This window comes from Chengkuizengella sediminis, from assembly GCF_010078385.1.
GTDB lineage: Bacteria > Bacillota > Bacilli > Paenibacillales > KCTC-33759 > Chengkuizengella > Chengkuizengella sediminis.
The window spans coordinates 229,666-249,400 of sequence record NZ_SIJC01000001.1 but is presented as its reverse complement, the minus strand read 5'-3'; the positions used below and the strand labels follow the sequence as shown (position 1 = coordinate 249,400).

Annotated in this window: 22 protein-coding genes; all 22 read left to right on the top strand. The window is 33.5% G+C overall.

The genetic code is table 11. From position 1 onward, the window contains the following. Positions 1-153 precede the first annotated feature (153 nt). The 22 genes from fliQ to EPK97_RS01075 all read left to right on the top strand — a co-directional run bounded on the left by fliQ (position 154) and on the right by EPK97_RS01075 (position 19,585). Entirely contained in the window at positions 154-423 is a 270-nt protein-coding gene (gene fliQ / locus EPK97_RS01180) for a flagellar biosynthesis protein FliQ (protein ID WP_162034769.1), read from the top strand. 15 nt (positions 424-438) lie between these two features. Further along, the gene (fliR, locus tag EPK97_RS01175) at positions 439-1,212 is read left to right on the top strand and encodes a flagellar biosynthetic protein FliR (RefSeq protein WP_162035423.1); all 774 of its coding nucleotides are present in this window, start codon (positions 439-441) and stop codon (positions 1,210-1,212) included. 27 nt (positions 1,213-1,239) lie between these two features. Next, positions 1,240-2,328 carry a flagellar biosynthesis protein FlhB gene (gene flhB / locus EPK97_RS01170; protein ID WP_162034768.1) on the top strand — a complete coding sequence of 363 codons (1,089 nt, stop codon included), beginning with the start codon at positions 1,240-1,242 and terminating at the stop codon, positions 2,326-2,328. 31 nt (positions 2,329-2,359) lie between these two features. Next, positions 2,360-4,393, top strand: a complete 2,034-nt coding sequence (flhA, locus tag EPK97_RS01165; RefSeq protein WP_162034767.1) for a flagellar biosynthesis protein FlhA — start codon at positions 2,360-2,362, stop codon at positions 4,391-4,393. Beyond that, the gene (gene flhF, locus EPK97_RS01160) at positions 4,390-5,517 is read left to right on the top strand and encodes a flagellar biosynthesis GTPase FlhF (RefSeq protein WP_162034766.1); all 1,128 of its coding nucleotides are present in this window, start codon (positions 4,390-4,392) and stop codon (positions 5,515-5,517) included. Before flhA ends, flhF begins: the two co-directional genes overlap by 4 nt. A gap of 1 nt (position 5,518) precedes the next feature. Beyond that, entirely contained in the window at positions 5,519-6,388 is an 870-nt protein-coding gene (locus EPK97_RS01155; protein WP_162034764.1) for a MinD/ParA family protein, read from the top strand. Positions 6,389-6,415: 27 nt separating this feature from the next. Continuing rightward, positions 6,416-7,468 carry a protein-glutamate methylesterase/protein-glutamine glutaminase gene (locus EPK97_RS01150; protein WP_162034762.1) on the top strand — a complete coding sequence of 351 codons (1,053 nt, stop codon included), beginning with the start codon at positions 6,416-6,418 and terminating at the stop codon, positions 7,466-7,468. 30 nt (positions 7,469-7,498) lie between these two features. Beyond that, entirely contained in the window at positions 7,499-9,856 is a 2,358-nt protein-coding gene (locus tag EPK97_RS01145) for a chemotaxis protein CheA (protein WP_162034761.1), read from the top strand. A gap of 77 nt (positions 9,857-9,933) precedes the next feature. Continuing rightward, complete coding sequence (locus tag EPK97_RS01140; protein WP_162034759.1) at positions 9,934-10,395, top strand: chemotaxis protein CheW; 462 nt, start codon at positions 9,934-9,936, stop codon at positions 10,393-10,395. 4 nt (positions 10,396-10,399) lie between these two features. After that, positions 10,400-11,020: a chemotaxis protein CheC gene (locus EPK97_RS01135; protein WP_162034758.1), complete on the top strand. Its 621-nt coding sequence runs from the start codon at positions 10,400-10,402 to the stop codon at positions 11,018-11,020. After that, the gene (locus EPK97_RS01130; protein WP_162034757.1) at positions 11,017-11,505 is read left to right on the top strand and encodes a chemotaxis protein CheD; all 489 of its coding nucleotides are present in this window, start codon (positions 11,017-11,019) and stop codon (positions 11,503-11,505) included. The genes EPK97_RS01135 and EPK97_RS01130 overlap by 4 nt, the downstream gene beginning before the upstream one ends. Positions 11,506-11,672: 167 nt before the next feature. Beyond that, positions 11,673-11,897: a hypothetical protein gene (locus tag EPK97_RS01125; RefSeq protein WP_162034756.1), complete on the top strand. Its 225-nt coding sequence runs from the start codon at positions 11,673-11,675 to the stop codon at positions 11,895-11,897. Between the two features lie 14 nt (positions 11,898-11,911). Further along, a complete protein-coding gene (locus EPK97_RS01120) occupies positions 11,912-12,670 on the top strand; it encodes a FliA/WhiG family RNA polymerase sigma factor (RefSeq protein ID WP_162034755.1) in 759 nt (252 codons plus the stop codon). A gap of 33 nt (positions 12,671-12,703) precedes the next feature. Then, positions 12,704-13,198: a hypothetical protein gene (locus tag EPK97_RS01115; RefSeq protein WP_162034754.1), complete on the top strand. Its 495-nt coding sequence runs from the start codon at positions 12,704-12,706 to the stop codon at positions 13,196-13,198. After that, positions 13,185-13,646: an endolytic transglycosylase MltG gene (locus EPK97_RS01110; protein WP_162034753.1), complete on the top strand. Its 462-nt coding sequence runs from the start codon at positions 13,185-13,187 to the stop codon at positions 13,644-13,646. Before EPK97_RS01115 ends, EPK97_RS01110 begins: the two co-directional genes overlap by 14 nt. Before the next feature lie 213 nt (positions 13,647-13,859). Continuing rightward, positions 13,860-14,564: a 30S ribosomal protein S2 gene (gene rpsB / locus EPK97_RS01105; RefSeq protein WP_160643281.1), complete on the top strand. Its 705-nt coding sequence runs from the start codon at positions 13,860-13,862 to the stop codon at positions 14,562-14,564. 123 nt (positions 14,565-14,687) lie between these two features. Further along, on the top strand, positions 14,688-15,338 hold the full coding sequence (gene tsf / locus EPK97_RS01100; protein ID WP_162034752.1) for a translation elongation factor Ts: 651 nt from the start codon (positions 14,688-14,690) through the stop codon (positions 15,336-15,338). A 108-nt stretch (positions 15,339-15,446) separates the two neighbouring features. Further along, on the top strand, positions 15,447-16,181 hold the full coding sequence (gene pyrH / locus EPK97_RS01095) for a UMP kinase (protein ID WP_162034751.1): 735 nt from the start codon (positions 15,447-15,449) through the stop codon (positions 16,179-16,181). Next, positions 16,181-16,735, top strand: coding sequence for a ribosome recycling factor (gene frr / locus EPK97_RS01090; RefSeq protein WP_162034750.1), 555 nt, complete (start codon positions 16,181-16,183; stop codon positions 16,733-16,735). Before pyrH ends, frr begins: the two co-directional genes overlap by 1 nt. An 82-nt stretch (positions 16,736-16,817) precedes the next feature. After that, entirely contained in the window at positions 16,818-17,591 is a 774-nt protein-coding gene (locus tag EPK97_RS01085; protein ID WP_162034748.1) for an isoprenyl transferase, read from the top strand. Between the two features lie 22 nt (positions 17,592-17,613). Next, positions 17,614-18,408, top strand: coding sequence for a phosphatidate cytidylyltransferase (locus EPK97_RS01080; RefSeq protein ID WP_162034746.1), 795 nt, complete (start codon positions 17,614-17,616; stop codon positions 18,406-18,408). A gap of 22 nt (positions 18,409-18,430) precedes the next feature. Continuing rightward, complete coding sequence (locus EPK97_RS01075) at positions 18,431-19,585, top strand: 1-deoxy-D-xylulose-5-phosphate reductoisomerase (RefSeq protein ID WP_162034745.1); 1,155 nt, start codon at positions 18,431-18,433, stop codon at positions 19,583-19,585. Positions 19,586-19,735 lie beyond the last annotated feature (150 nt).

Genomic DNA, 19,735 nt, shown 5'->3' with positions numbered 1-19,735 from the left:
CGTGCTGGTACTGCATTAGTCACAGGACGTGACTGATATTAAGCAGTGATCACGAAGTATCTCGAGGAGGTCTACTCGACGTCGAATCTGACATTCACTTTCTTGGTGCTGAAAACTGAACTTTTTGAACACGTAATTTAAGGGAGAATATTTATGACTTCAAATTTTATAATTAGTTTGGCTGCTGAAGCCATTTGGATCGTATTAAAGGTAAGTGCACCCATGATATTACTCGCATTGGCTGTTGGATTAATCGTTAGTATATTACAAGCTACAACACAAATACAAGAGCAAACTTTAGCGTTTGTGCCTAAAATCGTTGCCGTATTCATTGCACTATTAGTTTTTGGCGAATGGATTTTAACGGTTTTAGTAGATTTCACTTCTAACTTGTTTAATAATTTATATTTATTTATTGGGTAGGTAATCTCCATGTATATAGACCTTTTTCTTCAATATTTACCTAATGTCATCCTAATTTTTTGTCGAATAACATCATTTTTTGTAGTTTCTCCTATTTTTTCATTTAGAGGACTACCTACACAATATAAAATCGGTTTGTCTTTATTTATTACGTTATTAACTTTCATGTCTACTGGATTAGAGGAACCAGTACCGATTAATAGTGATTACATAACATTTATTTTCAGAGAAATTTTGGTAGGGTTATTATTAGGATTTACAGCTTATCTTTTTTTTACTGTCGTTCAAATTGCAGGTGCTTTTGTTGATCTACAGATGGGATTTGGTATGGCTAATGTAATGGACCCCATAACTGGTGTGCAAACGCCAATTCTTGGTAATTTTAAATACATGTTAGCAATTACTTTGTTTTTAATTATGAATGGACACCATTTATTATTGCGTGCCATTATGGATAGTTACGAATGGGTGCCGTTATCAAATGGACTTTTTACAAAAATTTATGATGGTGATATTTCTACATTTATCATTTCAACTTTTACAAATGTGTTTTTTTTGGCGTTTCAAATGTCTGCCCCTTTAATAGCCGTTTTGTTTTTGGTAGATGTTGCATTAGGAATGTTAGCTAGAACAGCACCACAGTTTAACTTATTTGTTATTGGTATACCGATTAAAATTATGGTTGGCTTGTTTGTTTTATTTACATTAGTTACTGGCTTTTTGTATTTATATGAAGACTTGTTTGAGAAGATGTTTAAGAGATTAGAAGAGTTATTAATGATTATATAAGAAGTTGTTACTTAGGATGTGAGTCGCTTGCAAAGATACCAATTGAAATTAGATTTGCAATGTTTTGCTGGGGAAAAAACGGAAAAAGCGACACCTAAAAAAAGGCAAGAGGCTAGAAAAAAAGGGCAAGTTGCCAAAAGTATGGAGCTTCCGAGTGCATTTATATTTCTATTCTCTTTTCTATTTTTATATTTATTTAGTTCATTTTTTAACGATAGAATGCAGCAATTTTTTATCATACCATTAACAGAATTTATGCAGTGGGAAATTACGATTGATAATGTAATGATTATGCTTGCGGAACTTTTATATAGTATGCTCATCTTTTTGCTGCCTTTACTTATTTTAAGTATGGTGTTTGGATTTCTTGCAAATTATGTGCAAATTGGCTTTTTATTTACTGGCGAACCTTTAAAAATGAAATTGAGTAAGCTAAATCCTATTGAAGGTGCCAAAAAGATATTTTCAATGCGAGCTGCAGTAGAATTTCTGAAATCTATTTTAAAAGTTTCTATTATCGGAACGGTTGCATTTCTGATTTTGTGGAATGAAAGAATGAACATTTTTTCTCTATCATCGAATACTTTGGAATATATGCTATCTTATACTGCCAATCTTACAGCGATTCTTGGTATTCTCATTGGGTTAATTTTAATTGTTGTAGCTGTGCTTGATTATATGTATCAAAAATATGACTTTGAAAAACAACAGAGGATGTCCAAGCAAGATATTAAAGATGAATATAAAAAAACAGAGGGAGATCCTTTGATTAAAAGTAAAATAAAAGAAAAACAGCGTCAAATGGCTATGCAAAGGATGATGCAAGAAATTCCTAATGCTGATGTTGTCATTACCAATCCAACACATTATGCTGTAGCAATAAAATATGATGCTGATAAAATGCAAGCTCCTTTAGTCATAGCAAAAGGAACGGATTATGTTGCTCTTAAAATTAAAGAAAAAGCAAAAGAGCACAAAGTTGTCACAATGCAGAATAAACTTTTAGCGAGAGCACTTTATCAACAGGTGGAAATTGGAGAGTCAATTCCAAATGAACTATTCCAAGCTGTAGCTGAAGTTTTGGCATACGTATATAAATTAAAGCGAAATGTGTAATACAAAAAGTTGAAAGGAGGAGACAAAAACGATGAAAATCAAAGAAATATTAATTCTTCTTGCTATTATAGGTATTGTTATTATGATGGTTGTTCCAATCCCTGTGATGTTATTGTCCATCCTTCTTATTATTAATATTTCGTTAGCTTTGATGATTTTATTAGTTGCCATGAATACAAAGGATGCATTGGAATTTTCAATTTTTCCTGCATTATTGCTGATTACAACTCTATTTAGATTAGCACTTAATATCTCTTCAACGAGAACGATATTAAGTGAAGCTAGGGGTGGTCCTGTCATTGAAACCTTCGGAAATTTTGTCGGAGGAAATACCATTGCTGTAGGTTTTGTCGTTTTTCTTATTCTTGTTGTTGTACAATTTATAGTAATTACAAAAGGGTCGGAAAGAGTTGCTGAGGTAGGTGCTCGTTTCACCTTGGACGCAATGCCCGGAAAACAAATGAGTATTGATGCTGACTTAAATGCTGGGTTAATAGATGAACAGCAGGCAAAGGAAAGAAGGCAAAAAATAGAACGTGAAGCTGATTTTTATGGTGCAATGGATGGAGCTAGTAAATTTGTCAAAGGGGATGCCATTGCAGGAATCGTAATTTTGTTAATTAACTTGTTGGGTGGTTTAGTGATTGGCATGATGGTTCACGGATTGTCTTTGGCAGAATCCGCCTCCACTTTTTCCGTATTAACGATTGGGGATGGACTGGTGAGTCAGATTCCTGCATTATTAATTTCTACTTCAGCAGGTTTAATTGTGACAAGATCTGCATCTAAAGGAAACTTAGCTTTTGATTTGTCTTCTCAGTTGCTGGCATACCCTAAATTATTATATATTGTAGCCGGAACCGTAGCTCTATTAGGAGTCTTTACTCCGATTGGAATATTAATTACCCTTCCATTAGTTATAACATTCGTTATTACTGCACGTAAAATGCAACAAAACATAAATAATAGAAAAAAAGAAGAGGAACAAATGGAAGAGAAACATGACATAGAGGAAGTGAAAAGTCCAGAGAGTGTGATTAATCTATTAGATGTTGATCCTATTGAATTTGAATTTGGCTATGGATTAATTCCTTTAGCAGATGCAGGACAAGGTGGCGATTTGCTGGATCGAATCGTCATGATTCGACGACAATGTGCATTAGAACTGGGACTCATTGTTCCTGTTGTGAGAATTCGCGACAATATTCAACTTAATCCGAATGAATATGTCATAAAAATTAAAGGAAATCCAGTAGCTCGTGGTGAATTATTACTAAACCACTATTTGGCTATGAGCTCTGGTATTGATGATGAGTCCATTACTGGTGTTGAAACGGTAGAGCCTGCATTTGGACTACCGGCTATATGGGTTGATGAAACGACAAAAGACAGAGCAGAATTATCAGGTTATACCATTGTAGATCCACCTTCTGTTGTAGCCACACACTTAACGGAAGTCATAAAAAACCATGCGTATGAACTTTTAGGTAGACAGGAAACAAATTCATTAGTAGAAAACATCAAAGGTAATGTTCCTGCTTTAATAGATGAGCTTATCCCAAATATATTATCAATTGGGGACATCCAAAAGGTATTAGTGAATTTATTAAAAGAAAAAATCTCAATAAGAGATTTAGTGACTATATTTGAATCGTTAGCAGACTATGCTGCATACACAAAGGATCCACAGGTACTAACTGAATATGTGAGACAGAACTTATCACGTCAAATTACACAGCAATATAGCTCAGTCGGGGATGTTTTAAAAGTATTAGCCATTGGTCCTGATTTAGAAAAGAAAATATCGGAATCGATTCAACAAACCGAACACGGGAATTACCTTACTCTTGACCCTTCTACTTCACAAATCATACATCAAAGAATATTAGAACAAGTCAAAAAATTCATGCAAACAGGTAATAACCCAGTCATATTAACTTCTCCAACGATAAGATACTATTTGCGTCAATTAATTGAAAAGACGATGAAAGATATCCCTGTATTATCTTATCAGGAATTAGAACCAACGATTGAGGTTCAAAGTGTAGGAGTGGTGAATATATGAGAGTAAAACGTTACGTAGTAGAGTCTATGCCAACTGCTCTTCAAAAAATCAAATCTGAATTAGGGCAAAATGCTGTAATTTTAAATACAAAAGAATTTAAACAAGGCGGTTTTTTAGGTTTATATAGAAAAAAGAGAATTGAAGTGATTGCTGCTTCTGAAACGAACAAAGAGGAAAAGGTAGTTAAAGAAAATAAACTTCAAGTTTTGAATTCAAGCCTTTCAACAATTACAAAGGATGAATCAACATCAGCTTCTGACTCAGATGTATTAGATGAAGTTAAAAAGCTTAAGGAGTTTATTTTAAAGTTTCACACAAATGAAGAAAACTCAAAAATACCAAACCATTTGAAAGATTTACAGCTTCGTTTAAATGAACATGAATTTGAAGCGCAATTAATTGATAACATTATACAACATATCATTGAACAGCATGATGAAGAATTAAGTAAATTATCTGAAAGTAAAACAAATCAAATCGCAAGAGAACATCTTATAGAGTTGTTATCTTATCACAATATACAAGGCATATCACCTCAAACTAAAATAGCTTATTTTGTAGGACCTACTGGTGTAGGGAAAACTACAACCATTGCTAAACTCGCTGCTGATCAAGTATTGAAATATAACCGTAAAATTGCTTTAATCACTTCCGATACTTATCGAATTGCGGCCATTGATCAATTAAAAACTTATGCAAATATCCTAGATGTTCCATTACATATTGTGAACTCACCTAAGGATTTTGAAATTGTGATTGAGAAGTTACAAGATGTTGATGTCATTTTGATGGATACAGCAGGGAGAAACTTTCGAAATGAAATGAATGTTTCTGAACTTAAAAGTTTATTGAAAACAGAGGAACAAAGTGAAACCTACCTGGTATTAAGCTTAACTACTAAATATAGGGATATGAAAACCATTACCCATAATTTTATGAAATTTGGAATTGATAAAGTTCTTTTTACTAAAATGGATGAGACAGAATCATTAGGTAATATCTTTAATTTAGTGAGTGAATTTTCTTTAAAACCTTCTTATATAACATATGGTCAAAACGTACCAGATGATGTTTCAGTTTTGAAATATGATGAAGTCATTGATCGTATAATGGGGGATCCTTAACATGAATGATCAAGCCCAAGGATTAAGGAATTTAATAAAAATGCAAAGTAATTCCAATGACAACAAAACTAGAGTCATCACAGTAACGAGTGGGAAGGGTGGAGTTGGAAAGTCAAATTTGACTTTAAACCTTGCCTTAGCTTTGCAACTAAAAGGTTATAAAGTGTTGATATTTGATGCAGACATAGGTATGGCAAACATTGATGTATTAATGGGGGTGACCCCTAAATATAATTTATATCATTTATTAAAAAGAGAAAAAAATATAAAAGAGATTATAACGAAAGGAGTACACGACTTACAAATTATAGCAGGTGGATCAGGGATTCAAGAATTATTAAATTTATCTCAAGTTGATTTAGATTATTTTGCTTATGAAGCTAGTAAATTATTAGGTAGCGTAGATTATATCATTTTTGATACAGGGGCAGGGTTAACGCAACAATCTATGAATTTAATGATGTCATCCCATGAAACGATTGTAGTGACTACACCTGAACCAACCTCGATTACAGATGCATATTCAATTATTAAAATGGTGCATTCCTTGAATCAACAAATACAATTTAGAATGATTATTAATCGAGTTACAACACAAAAAGAGGGAAGATTTACTTCTGAGAAAATTAGTTTAGTAGCTAGGCAATTTTTAGGTTTGGAGCTATCTACATTGGGATACATCGGTGAGGATGTGAATATTTCAAAGGCAGTAAAAAAGCAAACACCATTTTTAACTGCTTATCCAAATACCTCTGCTTCTAGAGACATTCAACAAATATGTAGAACCTTTTTATCAGAACAAAATGAAACAAGTGATTCAATTACAAGTGTAAAAGGTTTTTTTTATAAGATGATTAGATTACTCAAATGATGATCCCTAAATACTGGAGAGTGACACATGACGCAATATAGGGTAATTGTAGTAGATGATTCCGCTTTTATGAGAAATTTAATAACAAATATCATTTCAGAAGAAAATGATTTTGAAATTATTTATTTTGCTAAAAATGGAAAAGAAGCTGTAGATAAAGTGATTGAGCTTAAACCCGATATCGTTACAATGGATATCGAAATGCCGATCATGAATGGTTTACAAGCATTGCAATTGATTATGGAAAAGCAGCCAACTCCTGTTCTTATGTTAAGCAATTTTACGGATTTTGGCACTGCGGAAACCATTAAAGCATTGCAATATGGAGCAGTAGATTTTATAAAAAAACCATCTATTGCTACTAGCTTTAACTTACATACAAATGATTTTCCTTTTATAGAAAAGCTGAAAAGTGCAGTGAAATCCAATGTAAAAAAACAACTTCCAATTTTCAACCAAAAGTCTGAAAAAGGAATACGAGTTAAAAGCAAGGGAAGTGATGAGTTTTCACATTTGGTTGCTATAGGTACATCTACTGGTGGCCCAAGAGCGCTTCAGCAGATATTATCAGCATTGCCTGGAACTTTTTCAGCTCCATTATTAATCGTACAGCACATGCCTCCTAAGTTTACAAAATCATTAGCAGAACGATTAAATATGCTGTCTTCTATGAAAGTGGTTGAAGCGGAACATGGGCAAGCCATTGAAACATCCACAGCATACCTAGCGCCAGGTGACTGGCATATGAGTGTAGAAAAGGATTTTGGAAAGTATAAAATCAATCTTTCTAAGGATAAACATCGAGCTGGTCATCGTCCATCTGTAGATTATTTGTTTGAATCTTTGGCTCCATTTAAAGAATTAGAGAAACACATCGTGATTATGACAGGAATGGGATCTGATGGAGCACAAGGAATGAAACAATTAATACAGTCGGGAGTAAGCTCTACTATTGCTGAATCTGAGGAAAGTAGTATCATTTTTGGTATGCCTCGTGCTGCAATTGAATTAAATGAGGTGCGTTACATCTTAACACTAGATAAAATTGCATCAAAACTAATAGATTTAGTAGTAGAATAAATTAAATTCTTTCTCCAGGGAGGTTTGATCATGAGTTCAGATCAATATTTAAATATGTTTATTGATGAAGCAAAGGAACATTTACAGCATTTAAATGATAATGTTATGAAACTGGAAAATGCCCCTGATAATTTAGAGTTAGTACAGGAAATATTTCGTTCAGCTCATACATTAAAAGGTATGGCTGCAACAATGGGTTTTGATGATTTATCCTCATTAACACATGAAATGGAAAATGTATTAGATCTTGTTCGAAATAGAAAAATTCAAATGAGTTCATTTATATTCGATGTACTATTTAATAGTTTAGATATTTTAGAAATGATGTTATCTGATATATTCGAAGGCGGAACTGGAAAAGCAGATGTCACAGATATCGTGAGTGCACTTCACATGATTGTTGTTAAAAATCAAGAGGGAAATCATAATGTTGAAAGCAATCAAGAGACTGAAAATACAGCAGCTGAACTGGATGAACACCAATATTCTGTTTTAAAAAGATCACTAGAATCAAAACAGGTTTTTTATATAAAAGTCAATATTGATGAAGGTTGTTTATTAAAAGTTGCCAGAGTATTTATGGTAACGAATACTCTTGAACAAAACGGTGAAATTGTCAAAATAACACCTAGTACTGATGACATTGAACAAGAGTTAATTAACAATGAATTATTACTTTACTATATTTCTGATGTCGATGAACAAACATTGCAACATGAAATATTAAATATTTCTGAAATCAAATCCATACAGATTGATGTCGTAGACAATCATTTTCTAGAAGAACATTTTGTGGATATGCCACAAAACACAACTGAAAATGAAGAAAAACATGAATCAGAGATCCAACCTGGTTCTAAGAAACAACGTGAACCAGAGAAGCAACATGAACCAGACAACCAACTTGGATCTAAGAAGCAACGTGAACCAGAGAAAAAACATAAACCAGACAACCAACTTGGATCTAAGAAGCAACGTGAACCAGAGAAAAAACATAAACCAGACAACCAACTTGGATTTAAGAAGCAACGTGAACCAGAGAAAAAACATAATCCAGACAACCAACTTGGATCTAAGAAGCAACGTGAACCAGAGAAAAAACATGAACCAGACAACCAACTTGGATCTAAGAAACAACGTGAACCAGAGAAAAAACATAAACCAGAGAAAAAACATAAACCAGAGAATCAACTTAAATCTAAGAAACAACGTGAACCAGAGAAAAAAAGTCTTAAAAGCTCCACAAATCGTACAATCCGTGTGGATATCGCTAAACTCGATACATTAATGAATCTATTTAGTGAGTTGTTGATAGATAGAGTTAGATTAGAGGTACTTTCATCTGAAATAGATCGAATGGATTTAACTGAAACGGTTGAGCACATGTCAAGAGTAAGTGGTGATATTCAAAATATAGTATTAAATTTACGGATGATGCCGGTTGAATCTGTATTTAATCGATTTCCAAGAATGGTAAGAGATTTAGCGAAATCATTGAATAAAGAAGTGGAATTAATCATTACAGGAGCAGACACAGAGTTAGATCGAAATGTGATTGATGAAATTGGTGATCCTTTAGTTCATTTACTAAGAAATGCACTAGACCATGGAATTGAAACACCAGATGAACGAATTCAGAGTGGCAAATCTGAAAAAGGGACACTATCTCTTTCTGCATACCATAGTGGGAATCAAGTATTTATAGAAATAGAGGAAGATGGACGAGGGATCGATAAAGAAAAAATTATTAACATTGCATTAAAGAAACAAATTATTAGTAAAGATGAGGCTCAAATGATGACTGATGAACAAATTCATCAACTCATTTTTTCACCAGGTTTTAGCACCGCAGAAAAAGTGTCTGACATATCTGGCCGAGGTGTGGGGTTAGACGTTGTAAAAACGAAAATAAATTCTCTAGGTGGCCAAATACAAATCGACTCTAAAAAAGGGGAAGGTACTACATTTTCAGTTCAACTGCCTCTCACCTTATCTATCATTCCAGCTATGTTAATTAAACAAGGGGAAGAAAAATACGCCATACCATTGTCATCAATTATTGAAACTGATATTTTACAAAAAAAGGATATCAAAATTGTACATAATATAAATATGATAGAATATCGTGAAAAATTAATACCGATTTTATTTTTGAAAAATATATTTGATATTCCCGGTTCTTATGATCCTGTAGATTATAATATCGTCATCCTTCAAAAAGGAGATAAGAAACTGGCTATTGTAGTAGATGAATTTATCGGACAGCAAGAAATTGTATTAAAATCACTAGGTAATTATTTAACTGATATTTTTGCTATTTCAGGAGCTACGATTCTCGGAGATGGACAAGTTGCATTAATCGTTGACCCTAATGCTTTATTCAAGTAAAGATCTCAATCCATAAAGAGTGTTAAATAAAAGAAGTTTACTAATATGATATTTATTATCTTAGGAGGATGTTAAATATGGGAGAAGATTTGAAATTTATTATGTTTTCTTTAGGTCATGAGTCATATGGGGTAGAAGTAGATCACGTGAATACGATTGAGAGAATGATGCCGATTACACGTGTACCTAAAACACCTGATTTTGTAAAAGGCGTGATTAATTTAAGAGGTACTGTAATTCCAATTATAGATTTAAGAGGTCGTTTTGGACTTGAGGAAACGGAGTACACTGAACAAACTAGGATCATAATCGTTTCTATTAAAGATATAGAGGTAGGTTTAATTGTTGCTGAAGCAAATGATGTGTTTGATATTGATAGCGCTTCGATCGAACCTGCACCTGAAATTGTAGGAGGTATAAAAGCAAAATACCTTCAAGGGATTGCCAAACTGGATCAACAACGAGTTTTAGTTTTATTGAATCTTTCGGAAGTATTGAACAAAAATGAAATTGTACAGCTAGAAGAATTTGAGGGTTAATAAAGTGAGCGCATTCAGTAGATTTCAACCTCTTCAATTAGATGTATTACAAGAAATAGGAAATATTGGTTCAGGTAATGCAACCACTGCGTTATCTAATCTAATAAACAAAACGGTAGATATGAGGGTTCCAAGGGTCAATTTTGGTCCATTTTCGAATATAACTGAAAGTATGGGGGATACCGAAAAGCTTGTAATTGCAGTTTACCTTCGTGTCATTGGAGAAACACCTGGAAATATGTATTTTATATTATCTCAAAAGTCTGCTAATCAATTGCTTAGTGATGTATTACAAATAGACATGACCAAAAATAAAGAGTACTCAGAATTTGAAATATCTGCATTAACTGAAATAGGAAATATATTAACTGGCTCTTATCTTTCCTCACTTGCTAATCTTACACATCTTAAGATTTATCCATCTGTTCCCTCATTGACAATGGATATGTTAGGTGCTGTATTAAGCTCTGGTATGATGCAATGTGGTCAATATGATGATTACGCTCTATTAATTGAAACTAATTTTTTGGAAGGCAATGAAAAAGTAGAGGGACATTTCATTTTTATACCTGATCCTGAATCTTTAGATAAAATATTTCATGCTTTGGGAGTACCTATTCAATGATCGAAAGTACTGTATTAAGAGTTGGGATTGCAGAGCTTAACGTATTAAAAGGGGAAGGGAAAATAAAAACTACGGGGCTGGGTTCGTGTATAGGATTGACATTGTTTGATCCAATAAATCAGGTAGGTGGATTAGCCCATATTATGTTACCTACTTCACAAATTGCAAGAGATCAAAACTTTAATGTAGCAAAATATGCAGACACTGCTATTCCTGCTCTTTTGGAAAAAATGCATCAGTTTGGCGCTTCTAGAAAGAACATTCATGCAAAGATGGCAGGTGGCTCTCAGATGTTTCAAATTGAACTAGATTCAATGAAAATCGGATATAAAAATATTGTGAAATGCAAAGAAATTTTACAACAACTTAAAATCCCAATTCAAGCTGAAGATACAGGAGGATCATTTGGTAGAACAATTGAGTTGGATGTATTAAATGGTAGCTTATCAATTCGCAGCATTAAATATGGAATAAAGGACATTTAAAAATGATTGGAACTTGGAAGTGGAATCTCGTCTTTAGCTTGATTGGCATGATAATAACTTTTGTCTTTAATGCTTCTAATAATTTGCTTCAAACCTCTATAGTAAGGAGTCTGTTTTGTTTTCTATTACTATTTATTTTAGGTTTTATAGTGAGATTGGGCATAGCGTTGATATTAAAAAGTAATATAGATCAGAACTCTGTAAAAGGGAAATTTTTAGATATAACTACCCCAGAGGAAATAGATGAGATGAATGAATCTCTTAAAGAAAATGTTCATGCTCAGAAGGATCAGAGTACCTTTACTCCGATGAAACCTCCAAAACTACAAACAAATGATACGTTAGACTCCAAGACAGTGGCAGAGGCTGTGAAGCATCTGTCAAATGAGTAAGGGTGGTGAATGTAATGAATAACAACCAATCCCAAATGTTATTGTGGAAGCAATGGAAAGAACATTCTGATCTTGAAATAAAGAAAAAATTAATTGAGTCTTATATTCCTCTTGTGCAATTTGTAGTGAATCGAGTGGCAATTGGTTTACCTAAAAATATTACACACGATGATTTGCAAAGTTATGGTGTCATTGGTTTGATAGATGCTTTGGAAAAGTTTGATTTTGAACGAGGTTTAAAATTTGAAACGTATGCATCATGGAGAATCAGAGGGTCCATTCTAGATCATTTACGGAAAGGGGATTGGGTACCCAGATCTATTCGAGAAAAATCTAAAAAACTTGAAGAAGCTTACAAAACACTTGAACAGAAACACTTAAGATCTGTTACCGATCAGGAAGTTTGTGAATATCTAGATGTAAGTGAATCTGAATTTAATAAAATGTTACAGGAAATTTCGATTACAACTTTATATTCTTTGGATGAACCTGTCCAAGAAGAGGAAACTGAAACAAGAAAATCATTGTTGATAGATAAGAATGCCATTCAACCTGAAAGTAAAGTTGGTGAATTGCATTTAAAGGAAACGTTAACAAAAGCAATAAAAAAACTAACTGAAAAGGAAAGAGTAGTTGTTTCATTATATTACTACGACGATCTTTCATTGAGTGAAATTGCAGAAGTCATGTCACTTACACCTTCACGGATTTCTCAACTTCACTCTAAAGCAATCTTAAGATTAAGAGGAGCGCTCAACTCAGAACAAGAATGAAATCATTAATATTGATTATTGGAGGTGACTTCTTTGATATATTACATATTGATTTTCATCGGTATCACGATGATTATTATTGCTAAATTTTTTGTAAAAGATCAATCATATCACGCAACAAATTCTGAGTTATTAGAAGAAGTAAAACAAACCGTAGAAGATTTTTCAATTGAATTGGATGAAGAGAATAAAAAAATAATGGAACGAATCATTGGAATGAGTGAAACAACGCAAGATCAAAATTCGCGATTAACAAAAAGAGTGGAGCAATTGGAGATACAACTTCAAAAATTAGAGATAAATACTCTGGAAGTAAAACAAGCCCCTTTTAAACAAGCGGAAGATGCCACTTTAAAAGAAAAGGAAGACGTGTTAAAAATTAATCAGCGATACAATGAACTTATGACATTACATCATGATGGGAAGTCGGTACAATATATTTCAAATAAAACTGGAATCAATAAAGGAGAAGTCCAGCTTATCATTAATTTAGCGAAACAGGAGGACAAATCACGTGCTGGGGCATAAATATTTTTATTATGGATTTGGAATCGGAATGACTCTTACTGCACTCCTGTTATTGTTCAACACTTTTGTAGGTACAGATGTTGTTGGCAAGGAAGAAGAGTTTGATGTATATAAATTAAAGCAAAAAGCAAATGAACTAAATTACAGTGTTTATCATAATGATGAAACCAGGTTTTCACAAGAACAATTTGATGCAAAAATAAATAAATTGCTAAAAGAAAAAGGTTCGTTAACTAATCCAGTTGCTACAAAAGCATTCCTAATTCAAGAAGGAATGAATTCCAATGATGTTGGAATTATTTTATTCGAGTTGGATCTTATTTCTGAAATAGAAGAATTTGAGACTGTAATGACGGAGTTTAATCTACATCGTAAAATCAAAAAAGGTTATTATATATTTGAAGAATCAGATGACCTAACTCATATTATTAACAAAATAACTGAATAAAATGATAAACCGTCCTGTGTATAAATGTTAGGGTGGTTTTTTAGTTTAGAACAGGATTTTGTTGCATAAGAATGCCAGTTATGGTATATTAGTTGACGGTGTTAATACACACGTCAATTAATTCTTATTAAGGGTGCTTTCTAGATGGAAGTCTTATAAGAAAATGCGATTGGCGGAGGAAACTAAAAAACCATTTAGAGGAGGTGTGTGAGGATGGCAGTAATCTCCATGAAACAGCTATTAGAAGCTGGGGTTCACTTCGGGCATCAAACTCGTCGTTGGAATCCTAAGATGGATCGTTACATCTTCACCGAAAGAAACGGAATTTATATTATTGATTTACAGAAAACTGTAAAAAAGGTTGAGGAAGCTTATAACTTCATTAAATCTATTGCAGCAGACAACGGAACAGTTCTTTTTGTAGGTACAAAAAAACAAGCTCAGGATTCAGTAAAAGATGAAGCAGAGCGCAGTGGTATGTACTATATTAACCAAAGATGGTTAGGTGGAACACTAACTAACTTTGAAACAATACAAAAACGTGTTAATCGTTTGCATGAATTAGAAAAAATGGAAGAAGACGGTACATTTGAAGTCTTACCTAAAAAAGAAGTTATTTTATTAAACAAAGAAAAGGCTCGTTTGGAAAAATTCTTAGGTGGAATTAAACACATGAAGAAGCTTCCGAGCGCATTGTTTATTATTGATCCAAGAAAAGAACGTATAGCTGTAGCGGAAGCTAAAAAATTGGGAATCCCAATTGTATCAATTGTTGATACAAACTGTGACCCTGATGAAGTTGATTACGTTATTCCTGGTAATGACGATGCAATAAGAGCAGTAAAATTAATCACTGCTAAAATGGCAGATGCTGTGGTTGAAGCACATCAAGGTGAAGAAACATCAACAACTGCTTAATCTGAAAATATATTGAAAAAACGAAAGATGGGTTGATGGGCATATCCATCATCCCCTTTTTTTTAAGGAATGGAAGGTTTACCTTTCCATCTCATTTTACAAAAGAACATAGGAGGTCTTTTTATGGCTATTTCAGCGGCAAGTGTTAAAGAATTACGTGAAAAAACAGGTGCGGGAATGCTTGATTGTAAAAAAGCACTTGATGAAGCAAATGGTGATATTCAAAAGGCGATGGATATATTAAGAGAGAAAGGTTTATCTGCTGCTGCTAAAAAAGCGGGACGTGTTGCATCAGAAGGTGTTGTGGAATCTTACATACATGCAGGTGGAAAGATTGGCGTGCTTGTTGAAGTGAACTGTGAAACAGATTTTGTTGCATTAACAGATGGTTTTAAATCCTTCGTTAAAGATATTGCAATGCACATTGCAGCATCAAATCCATCTTACGTAAGTCGTGAGGAAGTATCTCAGGAAGATTTAGATAGAGAACGTGAAGTACTAAAAAATCAGGCTTTAAATGAAGGAAAGCCAGCAAACATTGTTGAAAAAATGGTTGAGGGTCGTCTTAGCAAATATTATGAAGAGTACTGTTTGTTAGAACAACAATTTATTAAAGATCCAGATAAAACGATTGCTGATTTGGTAAACGAAAAAGTAGGAACAATTGGTGAGAATATTTCAATTCGTAGATTTGTTAGATTCGAACTTGGTGAAGGTTTGGAGAAAAAAGAAGAAAACTTTGCAGAAGAAGTAAAGGCTCAAATGAAAAATTAATATGCTGATATAAGTTGGAACACTTTGTGTTCCTTCTTTTTTCAAGAATATTTATAACCGACTGCCATATATAAATACATACTTATAGAAAAAAGGGGGGGCAAATACTTGGAACAACCTAAGTTTAAACGCGTAATATTAAAGTTGAGTGGTGAAGCTTTATCAGGGAATGCTGGGTACGGAATTGAATCAGATGTCATTACATCTATAGCATATCAAATCAAGGATGTTATTGAATTAGGTGTTGAAGTAGCCGTTGTTGTTGGTGGAGGCAATATATGGAGAGGGATTGCAGGTAGTGAACAAGGAATCGATAGAGCCACAGCAGATTATATGGGAATGTTGGCTACGGTTATGAATTCATTAGCATTGCAAGATGCGCTAGAAAATATTCAGGTTCCGACGCGTGTGCAAACCTCTATTGAGATGAAACAAATTGCTGAACCTTATATTCGAAGAAAAGCCATTAGACACTTGGAAAAAGGTAGAGTTGTCATTTTTGCTTCTGGAACTGGGAACCCTTATTTCTCAACAGATACAACAGCAGCTTTACGTGCAGCTGAGCTTGAAGCAGAAGTTATATTAATGGCTAAAAATAAAGTCGATGGTGTATATTCTGCTGATCCATTTAAGGATAAAACCGCTGAAAAATATGATACACTTACTTATATGGAAGTTTTAAATCAAAATTTAGGAGTAATGGATTCTACAGCTTCATCTTTATGTATGGACAATAACATTCCTTTAATTATCTTTTCAATCACAGAGAATGGGAATATTAAACGTGTTGTATTAGGAGAAAAAATTGGTACGGTAGTGAAGAGGAAAGGGAGTGCTGAATGATGCCTCAATCAGTTAAAAGTAATGCTGAATCAAGAATGGACAAAGCAGTTCAAGTACTTAAAAGAGATTTATCTTCAATGCGAGCAGGTCGTGCTAATCCTGCTATCTTAGATCGAATCCAAGTGGATTATTATGGAACACCAACTCCATTAAATCAAGTAGGTAACATTAATACACCTGATCCACGTACACTGATCATTCAACCTTGGGATAAAACGGTGTTAAGTGATATAGAGAAAGCAATTTTGAAATCTGATTTGGGATTAACTCCAATGAATGACGGTGAAATTATTCGTATTTCTATCCCTCCACTTACGGAAGAGCGCAGAATGGAATTAGTTAAAGCAACTAAAAAGTCTGGCGAAGAAGCAAAAGTTGCTATTCGTAACATAAGAAGAGATGCTAATGATGAGATTAAAAAACTTGAAAAAACCGAAATTTCAGAAGATGAATCTCGTCGTCACCAAGAAGATATTCAAAAATTAACGAATAAATATGTAGCATCGGTAGATGAGTTACTCATTATAAAAGAAAAAGAAATTATGGATGTATAATATCATGATGTTATGACATCGAATCCCCCCATATGGTGGGGTTTTCATTTAATCAGAATTCCTTTTTTTGGAGGAAAAAATGATGTTAAGACTATTAAAAAAATGGTTTGGAAACAAAGTTACTGAACAGAGGAATTTACTGTCAGATATGAATCAGAAGAATATTCCTAAACATGTAGCCATTATCATGGACGGGAATGGAAGATGGGCAAAGAAACAAGGACTGCCAAGAGTAATGGGTCATCATGCAGGAATGAAAAATGTAAGATCCATTACGATTGCAGCTAATAGAATGGGAATTGATGTGTTAACTTTGTATGCTTTTTCTACGGAAAATTGGAAACGACCAAAAGATGAAGTTGATTTCTTAATGAAACTCCCAGAAGAATTTTTTCCCATGATGATAGATGAACTCATTGAAAATAATATACAAATAAAAATGATAGGCAATAAGGTAGGACTGCCTGATTATACTTTGAAATCTATAGAAAAAGCAATTGATTTAACAAAACATAATACAGGTCTAATACTAAATTTTGCTTTGAATTATGGCAGCAGGGATGAAATGATCCAAGGTTTTAATCGTTTAATAAATGCGATTCATTCAGGTGAAGTAAATGAAAAGGAAATAACAGAGGAAACTTTTTCTTCATTTTTACATACATCTGGTTTACCTGATCCTGACTTATTAATACGTACAAGTGGTGAATTGCGAATCAGTAATTTTATGCTTTGGCAATTAGCTTATTCAGAATTGTGGTTTACGGATGCATACTGGCCTGAATTTGATGAAGACCAATTTGTAAAAGCAATAGTTGAATATCAAAATCGAGCTAGAAGATACGGTGGATTATAATTCACAAGTGGAGGGAGCTTTTTTGATACAAAGAATTGTAACAGGTGCACTAGCATTAGTACTATTTATGGTCTTTCTATTTTTAGGACATATTTGGTTCGCAATGTTTATGTTGTTATTATCATTAATAGGCTATTTCGAATACGTAAGAATAACTCAAAATAAGGTGGGTCAATTTTCATCTGTTTTAGGGTTTGTTTTTGTTATTTATTTAGTTTTACCGTGGTCGGAAATGGGCGTTTCATTATTTGAATCACTGTCTTTAGAATCAGTCATTTGGGGTATGCTGTTATTGTATTTTCTAACTTCAGTGATGTCAAAAAATAAACAGGATATTAAAAAAATATCACTTCTTTTTCTAGGTGCCATTTATATCGGATTCGGATTTCATTATATGGCGCTCACATTATTTATAGAAAATGGACTGTTTTGGGCTTTATTCATATTTATATCCATTTGGTTAACCGATGCAGGAGCTTATTTCTCTGGACTAGCCTTTGGAAAACATCCATTATGGCCTTCCATAAGTCCCAAGAAAACAATTGAGGGTTCTATTGGTGGAATTCTTATTACATTGCTTGCTGCTATTATTTTTTCATTTTTCAATCCAGATTTATTAGAACTACAACAAGCAATCACACTTGCTATCATAATCTCTATTTTTTCACAGTTAGGTGATCTTATTCAATCCGCATATAAACGTGTGTATGATGTTAAGGATTCTGGAAATATATTACCTGGACATGGTGGGATTCTTGACCGTTGTGATAGCTGGATCATTGTTTTTCCATTACTTCATATATTCCATATTTTATAGCAGCAACTTGTGAGGTGTTTTTTTGAGTAAACATATATCTTTACTAGGCTCAACTGGTTCCATTGGCACTCAAACATTAGATGTCATTTCTCTGTACAATGAAGATTTCATTATTGATGGTTTGGCAGCAGGTTCAAACTTACCTCTCTTTGTAGAACAAATTAATACTTTCCGTCCAAAAAAAGTTTCAGTTGCTACCAAATCATTAGCTGAACAATTAAAACCTCTCATTTCTTCTTCAATAGAAGTCTTTTATGGTGAGGAAGGTTTAATTGAAGTTGCAGCAAACACTGATGCATCCTTTGTAGTAAATGCGTTGGTTGGCAGTCAGGGATTAAAACCAACAATAAGTGCTATTGAAGCTGGGAAACATATTGGTTTAGCTAATAAGGAAACTCTTGTTACTGCTGGACATATTATAAAACAATTAACACAAAAACATGAAGTAGATTTACTCCCAATAGACAGTGAGCATTCTGCGATTTTTCAGTGTTTAAATGGAGAATCTCATTCAGAAATATCGAAAATCACTTTGACTGCTTCAGGTGGTTCCTTTCGAGATCGATCTAGAGAAGAACTGGTCGGTGTAACTGTAAAGGAAGCCTTATCACACCCTAATTGGTCAATGGGTGCTAAAATTACGATCGATTCAGCGACCATGGTTAACAAAGGTTTAGAGGTAATAGAAGCACACTGGTTATTTGATATCGCATATGAAAAAATTGATGTAATCATACATCCTGAAAGCATCGTACACTCTTTTGTAGAGTTTAACGATTGTAGTGTTATTGCTCAGTTAGGTAATCCTGATATGAGAGTGCCCATTCAATATGCATTAACCTATCCAAGAAGATTAAAAACATCAACTGAACCATTAGATTTAGCATTACTTGGTAGGTTGAATTTTAACCAAATGGACTTTAATCGATTTCCTTGTTTAAAAATGGCTTTTGACTGTGGAAAAATAGGTGGATCAGCGACCACTGTTTTTAATGCGGCTAATGAAGTGGCAGTTTCTAAGTTTTTAAAAGGTGAAATTGAATTTTTACACATTGAAAAAATAATACATAAAGTTTTAGAGAAACATGCTGTAACGGCATTTCCTCAACTAGACGAACTTTTGGAAATAGATAAATGGGCTAGAGAAAGTGCGCATAACGTTTCTTCCTCTAGTTAGCAGCAATTGCTAACGACTTGTTTTTCCATTTGCAATCATGATAATCTTAGGACATACTGTTTATGAAAGTTTAATAAAATGATTGTAGGATAACTGAGCTAGGTATACTTTTATAAGTTATTGTACTAGTGAAATAAGGAGGGAAATCTA